Genomic DNA, 8,463 nt, shown 5'->3' on the forward strand with positions numbered 1-8,463 from the left:
CACCGGTACCGGGGGCCGGGTGCGCGGGGTCGGGCGGGGGTCAGGCGGGTGCGGGGTCCTGGGCGTCGGGTGCGGAGCGTTCGCACAGCTCGCGCAGCGCGGAGGCGGTGACGGGGGACACGGCGCCCGCCTCCGTGACGATGGCGGTGACGAGTTCGGGCGGGGTCACGTCGAACGCCGGGTTGAACGCGGTGGTGCCGGGCGGCGCGAGCGGGACGGTCTCCGGTACGTCGGTGGCGGTGGCGCCGGCCCTGGGTGCGGTGATCTCGGTCACCTCCTGTCCGGCGCGCTGCTCGACCTCGATCGCGTCGCCGTCCGGGGTGGCCAGGTCGACGGTGCTGGTCGGGGCCACCACCACGAACGGCACGTGGTGGTAGCGGGCGAGGACGGCGAGCGGGTAGCTGCCGACCTTGTTGGCCACGGAGCCGTCGGCGGCGATCCGGTCGGCGCCGATCAGTACCGCGTCGACCTCTCCGGCGGCGAACAGGGAGCCGGCGGCGTTGTCCGTCAGCAGCGTGTACGCCATGCCGTGCCGTGCCGCCTCGTAGGCGGTGAGCCTGGCGCCCTGGAGCAGGGGCCTGGTCTCGTCCACCCACAGCCTGCGCAACTGCCCGGCGCGGTGGGCGGCGAGCGCCACCGCGAACGCGGTGCCCTCGCCGCCGGAGACGAGGGCCCCCGTGTTGCAGTGGGTGAGAACACGGTGGCCGCCGCCCGGCAGCAGTTCCTCCAGGAGCGCGAGGCCGTGCGCGGCCATCCTCGCGCTGCCCTCGGCGTCGCGGCGGTGCAGGTCGCGGGCGGCTGCGAGGGCAGCGGCCGCGGCCTGCTCAGGGCCCTCGGCGGTGAGGGCGGTCCGGTAGGCGGCGTGGGCGTGGCGCACGCCGCGCGCCAGGTTGACCGCGGTGGGGCGGGCCGAGGCGAGTGCGTGGGCGGCCTCGTCGACGTCGAAGCCGCGCGCGGCGGCGAGGGCGACCCCGTAGGCGCCCGCGATGCCGAGCAGGGGCGCGCCGCGGACCGCGAGGGCGCGGATCGCCTCCACGAGCGCGGGCGCGTCGGTGCAGACGAGTTCGACCTCCTCCGCGGGCAGCCGTGTCTGGTCGAGGAGGACCACCACGGGTCCCTCGGGAGGGTCGTCCCAGCGGATCGACGGAATGCCGGGCTCGGTGCCCTGGGAGGATCGCGCGTGCTCATCGGCCATTCGTCCAGTCTGCCCCGTACGGGACGCGGCAGACCAGCCAATGCCGCGGGCCCGGTACCGGCCGCCCCCGCGGGGCCGCTGCGGCCGGTCGGCCGCGGCCTTGGGCCGGGCGCACCGCCGCCCCGGCATGTCACGGGCGCACCGTGACACGATGGGCCCAAGCCGCCGCCGCGACCGCGGGCGCGCACCGTGAAGGAGCGACGATGAACGACACTCCGGGCCGGGCCCCGGGCACCCCCTCGGAGGACGGGACCGTACCCGGCGCGGAATCCGCCCCGGGTGCCGGTGCAGGACCCGCCCCGGGCGGCCCCGGCGGCACGCCCGGCCCCGGTACCGGCGGCGACACAGGCCGAAGCGGCGAACCACGGGACGCGGAACCCGCCACGCCCCGGGCCGATACGACGCCCCCCGCAGGTGAGACGCGCCGTACCCACACAACGCCCGCCCCCGGTGAGACGCCTCGTACCGACGCGACGCCCCCCGCCGGTGAAGCGCCCCGTACCGGCGGGGCGCCCGCGTCCGGCGAGGGCGGGTCCGGCGCCGCCCCCGGGCTGTCCGGCATGCCGGGACCCGCGGGCGCCCCGCCCGAGGACGCCGCGCCCGCGGACGGGTCGGGCCCGCCCGCCTCCGGCTGGTCGGCGCGGCAGCCGCCGCCGGGGCGCTGGGCCGCCCCGGGCGGCGGCTCCGGCACTCCGCCGCGGGCCCGCGCGAACTCCGGCCGCGGCGCCCCGCCGCCCGCGGGCCCCGGGCAGGGCGGCTGGGGCAACCCGGGCGGCCAGGGCCCCGGGGGCCAAGGCCCCGCGGGCCAGGGCCAGGGCCCCGGGCAGGGCTGGGGCGGCGGGCCAGGCTGGGGTCCCGGCGGACCCGGGCAGGGCGGCTGGGGCGGCGGCTGGGGCAGGCCCCCGGCGGCCAAGCCCGGTGTCATCCCGCTGCGGCCGCTCGGCGTCGGGGAGATCCTCGACGGCGCCGTGTCCACGATGCGCACCTACTGGCGCACCGTCCTCGGCATCACCCTCAGCGTCGCCGTGGTGACCGAGGTGGTGCTGACCGTCGTGCAGAAGCTGCTGCTCGACGACGTCGGCGACACCGGCGCGCTCGGCGACCCCAACGCCACCCTGGACGAGCTGAACGACGCACTCGGCGACGCCGCCCTGAGTCTCGGCGTGAACCTGGTGATCACCTTGCTCGGCACCATCGCGGCGACGGCGCTGCTGACGACGGTGACCAGCCGGGCCGTGCTCGGCAGGCCCGTCACGCTCGCGGCGGCCTGGCGGGACGCCCGCCCGCAGTTCGGCAGGCTCGTCGTGCTGACGGTGCTGCTGCCGCTGATCGTCGTCGCCGTCGTCACCGTGGGCATGCTGCCGGGGATCGCGGTGGCCGCCGCGGGGAGCAGCGGCGGCGGCGCCTCGCTGATGGTGCTGCTCGGGCTCGCCGCCGGTGTCCTCGCGCTGTGGCTCGCGATCCGCTTCTCGCTGTCGTCGCCCGCGCTGATGCTGGAGCGCGGCAGCGTCCTCCAGGCACTCACCCGCTCCGCGAAGCTCGTCAAGGGCTCCTGGTGGCGGGTGCTCGGCGTGCAGCTCCTCGCCTTCGTGATCTCCTTCATCGTGTCGTCGATCATCCTGGTGCCGTTCACCGTGATCGCGTCCGCCGTGGGCGACAGCAACTCCGCGGGCGGCCTCTTCGACACCGGCACGGGCGACTGGACCTACCTGATCATCCTGGGCGTCGGCTCGGTCATCGGCTCCATGCTGACCTTCCCCATCACCGCGGGCGTCGGCGTCCTCCTCTACATCGACCAGCGCATCCGCCGCGAGGCCCTCGACCTGGAGCTGGGCCGCGCCGCCGGGCTCGGCGGCACGGCGCCCGGCACCACCCCCGGGGGCTGACCCCATGCGCATCACCGGGGCGCTGCTGACCGCGGCGCGCGCCACGGGCGACGACGGGCCGCCGCTGACCGTGCTGCGCCGCGAGGGCCGCGACGCCGCGCGGCACGAACTGTCCAAGGGCATGTACCACAAGAACGACCCGGGGCTGATCCAGCGCGCCCTGAACCGCCTGTGGGACTGGCTCGGCGACCTCCTCGGCAGCGCCGCGGGCGCCACCCCAGGCGGCGGCGTCGGCCTCACCGTCATCGTGCTCGCGCTGCTCGCGCTGGCCGCCGCCCTCTGGTGGCGCCTCGGCACCCCGCGCCGCACCCCCCAGGCCCCGCCCGCCCTCTTCGACGACAGCCCACGCACCGCCGCGCAGCACCGCGCGAGCGCCGAGGCGCACGCCGCCCAGGGCCACTGGAACCAGGCCGTGCAGGAGCGCATGCGCGCCCTCGTACGCGCCCTGGAGGAACGCGCGCTGCTCGACCCGCGCCCCGGCCGCACCGCCGACGAGGCCGCCGCCGAGGCGGCACGCCCGATGCCGGGGCACGCCCCGCGGCTGACCGCGGCCGCACGCGACTTCGACGACGTCACCTACGGCGGCCGACAGGCCGGCCGCGCCGCGTACGAGCGTCTCGCCGCCCTCGACGCCGACCTCGAACAGACCCGCCCCGACCTCGCCGCCGCCTCCGCGCCCGCCTGGGAGCGGCCCGTATGACCACCCCCACCGCCACGGGCACCACCCCCGCGAACCCACCGGAACCCCCGCGGCAGCCGCCCGCCGGGGACGGCACCTCCGCCTCGCCCGACGCCCGCCGTGTGTGGCGGCGCTCCCGGGGGCTGCTGCTCGCGGCCGTCGTCGTCATCGCCGCGGCCGTCGCGCTGGCCGCGGTGCGCTCCGACGGCAACCGGGGGCGCCTCGACCCGCGCTCCGCCGACCGCACCGGCTCCCGCGCCGTCGCCGAACTCCTCTCCGACCGTGACGTGGACACGCGCGTCGTCACCACCCTCGCCGCCGCCAGGGCCGCCGCGGGCCCCGACACCACCCTCCTCGTCGCCGCGCCCGACCTGCTGACGCACCGCCAGCGCACCCTGCTGCACTCCGCCGCGGGGGACGCGGGCGGGCGCACCGTCCTCCTCGCCCCCGGGCCCGCCGCCACCGGCGACCTCGCGCCCGAGGCCGACGTCGACCCCTTCCCGAGCGCCCACGGCACCCTCGCCCCGGGCTGCGACCTGCCCGCCGCCCGCCGCGCAGGCAGCGCCGACACCGGGGGCGTCCGCTACAGCACCATCGCCGCGGGCGCCGACGCCTGCTACCCCGCCGAAGGGGTGCCCACGCTCGTCCGCATCCCCGTGGCGGGCACCCCGGGCGACACCGTGCTCGTCGGCTCCCCCGACTTCCTTGTCAACGACCGCCTCGACCGGCACGGCAACGCCTCCCTTGCCCTGCAACTCCTCGGCTCCCGGCCGCATCTCGTCTGGTACCTCCCCTCGCTGTCCGACACGTCGGGCTCCGCCCGCGAGCGCGGCTTCCTCGACCTCGTCCCCGACGGCTGGATCTGGGGCACGCTGCAACTCGGCATCGCGGCCCTGCTCACCGCGCTGTGGCGGGCCCGCCGCCTCGGCCCGCTCGTCCCCGAACGCCTCCCCGTCGTCATCCGCGCCTCCGAGACCGCCGAGGGCCGCGCCCACCTCTACCGCAGGGCCGCCGCACGCGACCGCGCCGCCCTCGCGCTGCGCTCGGCCGCCCGCAGCCGCCTCGCCCCCCTCGTCGGCACCCCCTCGTCCCAGGCCCACTCCCCCGAGGCCCTGCTGCCCGCCCTGCGCACCAGGCTGGGCCCCGGCGCCCATACCCCGGCACCCGACCCGTACCCCCTGCTCTTCGGGCCGCCGCCGAGCGACGACGCGGCACTCGTCGCCCTCGCCGACCAACTCGACGCCCTGGAACGAGAGGTACGCCAGACATGATGGACCCGACCACTGACAACGCCCCCGACGCCGCGGACCCGGCCGCCGCGCTCGCCTCCCTTGAGGCGCTGCGCGCCGAGATCGCGAAGGCCGTGGTCGGCCAGGACGCCGCCGTCACCGGGCTTGTCGTCGCCCTGCTGTGCCGCGGCCACGTCCTCCTCGAAGGCGTACCCGGCGTCGCCAAGACCCTCCTCGTACGGGCCCTCGCGGCGGGGCTCGACCTGGGCACCAAACGCGTCCAGTTCACCCCGGACCTGATGCCCAGCGACGTCACCGGATCGCTCGTCTACGACGCTCGCACCGCCGAGTTCTCCTTCCAGCCGGGCCCCGTCTTCACCCATCTGCTGCTCGCCGACGAGATCAACCGCACCCCGCCGAAGACGCAGTCCTCGCTGCTGGAGGCCATGGAGGAGCGCCAGGTCACCGTGGACGGCACCGGCCGCCCGCTGCCCGACCCGTTCCTCGTCATCGCCACCCAGAACCCCGTCGAGTACGAGGGCACCTATCCGCTGCCCGAGGCCCAACTCGACCGCTTCCTGCTGAAGCTGACGGTCCCGCTGCCGACCCGCGACGAGGAGATCGCCGTGGTGTCACGCCATGCCGGCGGCTTCGACCCGCGCGACCTGCGCGCCGCCGGGGTACGCCCCGTCACCGGCCCTGAACAGCTCAGGGCGGCCCGTCACGCGGTCGCACGCACCACCGTGTCCCCCGAGGTCGCCGCCTACGTCGTCGACCTGTGCCGGGCCACCCGCGAGTCCCCGTCGCTCTCCCTCGGCGTGTCCCCGCGCGGCGCCACCGCGCTGCTGTCGACGGCACGCGCCTGGGCCTGGCTCACCGGACGCGACTACGTCATCCCCGACGACGTGAAGGCGCTCGCGCTGCCCACTCTGCGCCACCGGGTGCAACTGCGCCCCGAGGCCGAGATGGAGGGCGTCACCGCCGACTCCGTCGTCAACTCCGTCCTCACCCACGTCCCCGTCCCCCGCTGACCCGCCGCACGCGCACCGCGCGGCACCCCGACCAGGAAGGCCCATGGCACTCACCGGACGCACCGCGCTGCTCGCGGCCCTGGGCGCACTCGTCGTCGGCCTCCTCGCACCCGGCTGGGCGGGCGTCCTCGCGGTCGCCGCGGTCCTCGCCGCCGCCTGCGCCGTCGACCTCGTGCTCGCCGCCCCGGTACGCCGCCTCGGCCTGACCCGCTCGGGAGACACCACCGCACGCCTCGGCAGCCCCGCCGAAATCGTTCTCCAGATCGCCAACACCTCCGGCAGGCCGCTGCGCGCCGACGTCAGGGACGCCTGGCCGCCCAGCAGTTGGGAACCGGGCACGGAACTGTCGGCGTCCCGGCACCGGCTCACCGTCCCCGCGGGCGAGCGCCACCGCGCCGTCACCCGCCTCGCCCCCACCCGCCGCGGGGACCACCACGCCGCCCGGGTCACGGTCCGCTCGTACGGGCCGCTGCGGCTGCTGGCCCGCCAGGGCAACCACCGGGTGCCGTGGACGCTGCGGGTGGTGCCGCCGTTCACCAGCCGCAAGCACCTGCCGTCGAAGCTGGCGCGGCTGCGCGAACTCGACGGCCGCACCAGCGTCCTCATCCGCGGCGAGGGCACCGAGTTCGACAGCCTCCGCGACTACGTCCCCGGCGACGACACCCGCTCCATCGACTGGCGCGCCACCGCACGACAGGGCTCCGTGGCGGTACGCACCTGGCGCCCCGAGCGCGACCGGCACATCCTGCTCGTCCTCGACACCGGACGCACCTCGGCCGCCCGCGTGGGCGACGTGCCGCGCCTTGACGCCTCCATGGACGCCGCCCTCCTGCTGGGCGCGCTCGCCTCACGGGCCGGGGACCGAGTCGACCTGCTGGCGTACGACCGCCGGGTCCGCGCCCTGGTACGGAGCCGTGCCGCGGGCGACACACTGCCCGCGCTGGTGGAGGCGATGGCCGACCTGGAGCCCGAGTTGGTCGAGACCGACGCGCAGGGCCTGGCGACGACCGCGGGCCGCACCGCGCCGCGCCGCTCCCTGATCGTGCTGCTGACCAGTCTGGACACCGCGGCCATGGAGGAGGGCCTGCTGCCGGTGCTGCCCGGGCTCACCGCCCGGCACACGGTCGTGGTGGCCTCGGTCGCCGACCCCGAGATCGACCGCATGGCCAGATCACGCGGCTCCGTCGAGGCGGTCTACGAGGCCGCTTCCGCCGCCCACGCCCAGGAGGAACGCAGAAGCGTCGCGGAACGCCTGTCGAGACACGGCGCCACGGTGGTCGACGCCCTCCCCGACGCCCTGGCCCCCGCCCTCGCGGACACATATCTGTCCCTGAAGGCATCGGGCCGCCTCTGACGACGAGCCCGCGCCGCGCGGCACACGGTCCTGCTCAGCCGCGGTCGTGCAGGGTCACCTGGTAGCCGTCGGGGTCCGCGAACGTGAAGGTGCGGCCGAACGGCCCGTCGACGGGCGCCGAGACGATCGTCGTGCCGGCGGCGGCGAGGGCGTCGTGGATGTCCTGGGCGTCGGGGGCGTGCAGCCACAGCGCCATCCCCTGGCCCGGCTGCGCGAGCGCGTCCAGGTCGACGCCCTCGACGATGTCGCGGACCGCGAACGCGATCGGCTTGGTGTCGAACACGACAGCGTGCGGCGGCCCCGCCTCGGAGCGCTTCAGCCCCAGGTACTGCTCGTAGAAGATGGCGGAGCGCTCCAGGTCGCGCACCTGTAGCGAAACGAAATCCGGTCCGGTAGCAGCCATGATTCTCACCTCTCAGCTTATGTCAGCCTCCTGACATACAAGACCGTATGTCAGACTGCTGACATGAGTCAAGGTGAGCCGGGAATCGAGCTGAACACGTCGCTGGGGTACATGCTGAAGGCGGCCGCGAGCGCGCTGCACTCCGCCATGGAGGCCGTGCTGAGCCCGCTCGGCATGACGATCACCCACTACTCCTGCCTGGAGCTGCTCTCCCAGCGACCGGGGCTGTCGAACTCCGATCTTGCCCGCGGCGCCTTCGTCACCCGGCAGTCGATGAACGTGCTCCTCCAGGCGCTGGAACGCCAGGGCCTCGTTGTCCGCGCGGCTCGGGCACCCGTGGGCAGGGCGCTGCCCACCGAGCTGACCGCCCGCGGACGGCGCCAACTGGAGACGGCCAGCGCCGCGGTCCGCCGCGTCGAGCAGGGCATGCTGGCCGATCTGGACGCCAACGAACAGGATCAGATGCGGCGCCTGCTCACCACATGCATCGCCTCCCTGAGCGAACCGCCCGCGTCGGAGAGGTAGCAGCTCCGGGGGTGTCCGGAAACGCAAAAGTGCCCCGCACAGTGCCCCCAATCAGGGGCCCGTGCAGGGCACTTCTTCACAAAGAGTTCGGCGGTGTCCTACTCTCCCACGAGGTCCCCCTCGCAGTACCATCGGCGCAGAAGGGCTTAGCTTCCGGGTTC

8 protein-coding genes and 1 rRNA gene are annotated in these 8,463 nt (G+C 75.9%); 6 read left to right on the top strand and 3 right to left on the bottom strand.

Features of this window, described 5'->3' with window-relative positions; translation table 11 throughout:
- Positions 1-40 precede the first annotated feature (40 nt).
- The gene (mtnA, locus tag ACIBIW_RS29320; protein ID WP_399340264.1) at positions 41-1,195 is read right to left on the bottom strand and encodes an S-methyl-5-thioribose-1-phosphate isomerase; all 1,155 of its coding nucleotides are present in this window, start codon (positions 1,193-1,195) and stop codon (positions 41-43) included.
- Positions 1,196-1,755: 560 nt separating this feature from the next.
- Here mtnA and ACIBIW_RS29325 point away from each other — a divergent pair.
- Genes ACIBIW_RS29325 through ACIBIW_RS29345 form a run of 5 tightly spaced genes read left to right on the top strand, consistent with a single transcriptional unit; the run spans position 1,756 to position 7,374 of the window.
- On the top strand, positions 1,756-3,081 hold the full coding sequence (locus ACIBIW_RS29325; RefSeq protein ID WP_399340266.1) for a glycerophosphoryl diester phosphodiesterase membrane domain-containing protein: 1,326 nt from the start codon (positions 1,756-1,758) through the stop codon (positions 3,079-3,081).
- Positions 3,082-3,085: 4 nt separating this feature from the next.
- Positions 3,086-3,781, top strand: a complete 696-nt coding sequence (locus ACIBIW_RS29330) for a DUF4129 domain-containing protein (protein WP_399340267.1) — start codon at positions 3,086-3,088, stop codon at positions 3,779-3,781.
- Entirely contained in the window at positions 3,778-5,031 is a 1,254-nt protein-coding gene (locus tag ACIBIW_RS29335) for a DUF4350 domain-containing protein (protein ID WP_399340269.1), read from the top strand. Before ACIBIW_RS29330 ends, ACIBIW_RS29335 begins: the two co-directional genes overlap by 4 nt.
- The gene (locus tag ACIBIW_RS29340; RefSeq protein WP_399340270.1) at positions 5,031-6,020 is read left to right on the top strand and encodes an AAA family ATPase; all 990 of its coding nucleotides are present in this window, start codon (positions 5,031-5,033) and stop codon (positions 6,018-6,020) included. The genes ACIBIW_RS29335 and ACIBIW_RS29340 overlap by 1 nt, the downstream gene beginning before the upstream one ends.
- 43 nt (positions 6,021-6,063) lie before the next feature.
- Positions 6,064-7,374 (top strand): DUF58 domain-containing protein, encoded by a 1,311-nt coding sequence (locus ACIBIW_RS29345; protein WP_399340271.1) that lies wholly within the window; start codon positions 6,064-6,066, stop codon positions 7,372-7,374.
- A gap of 34 nt (positions 7,375-7,408) precedes the next feature.
- On the opposite strand, the gene ACIBIW_RS29350 is transcribed toward ACIBIW_RS29345, so the two are convergent.
- Complete coding sequence (locus ACIBIW_RS29350; RefSeq protein ID WP_399340273.1) at positions 7,409-7,777, bottom strand: VOC family protein; 369 nt, start codon at positions 7,775-7,777, stop codon at positions 7,409-7,411.
- A gap of 63 nt (positions 7,778-7,840) precedes the next feature.
- Here ACIBIW_RS29350 and ACIBIW_RS29355 point away from each other — a divergent pair, with 63 nt between their 5' ends.
- The gene (locus ACIBIW_RS29355) at positions 7,841-8,302 is read left to right on the top strand and encodes a MarR family winged helix-turn-helix transcriptional regulator (RefSeq protein ID WP_399340275.1); all 462 of its coding nucleotides are present in this window, start codon (positions 7,841-7,843) and stop codon (positions 8,300-8,302) included.
- 85 nt (positions 8,303-8,387) lie between these two features.
- On the opposite strand, the gene rrf is transcribed toward ACIBIW_RS29355, so the two are convergent.
- Positions 8,388-8,463: ribosomal RNA gene (gene rrf / locus ACIBIW_RS29360) — 5S ribosomal RNA — on the bottom strand; the annotation flags it as partial.

Origin of the sequence: Streptomyces sp. NPDC050560, from assembly GCF_044457285.1 — a bacterium.
Lineage (GTDB): Bacteria > Actinomycetota > Actinomycetes > Streptomycetales > Streptomycetaceae > Streptomyces.

Coding starts and splice junctions, on each gene's coding strand:
- mtnA (WP_399340264.1), bottom strand. CDS start 1,195: ATGGCCGATGAGCACGCGCGATCCTCCCAGGGCACCGAGCCCGGCATT.
- ACIBIW_RS29325 (WP_399340266.1), top strand. CDS start 1,756: ATGCCGGGACCCGCGGGCGCCCCGCCCGAGGACGCCGCGCCCGCGGAC.
- ACIBIW_RS29330 (WP_399340267.1), top strand. CDS start 3,086: ATGCGCATCACCGGGGCGCTGCTGACCGCGGCGCGCGCCACGGGCGAC.
- ACIBIW_RS29335 (WP_399340269.1), top strand. CDS start 3,778: ATGACCACCCCCACCGCCACGGGCACCACCCCCGCGAACCCACCGGAA.
- ACIBIW_RS29340 (WP_399340270.1), top strand. CDS start 5,031: ATGGACCCGACCACTGACAACGCCCCCGACGCCGCGGACCCGGCCGCC.
- ACIBIW_RS29345 (WP_399340271.1), top strand. CDS start 6,064: ATGGCACTCACCGGACGCACCGCGCTGCTCGCGGCCCTGGGCGCACTC.
- ACIBIW_RS29350 (WP_399340273.1), bottom strand. CDS start 7,777: ATGGCTGCTACCGGACCGGATTTCGTTTCGCTACAGGTGCGCGACCTG.
- ACIBIW_RS29355 (WP_399340275.1), top strand. CDS start 7,841: ATGAGTCAAGGTGAGCCGGGAATCGAGCTGAACACGTCGCTGGGGTAC.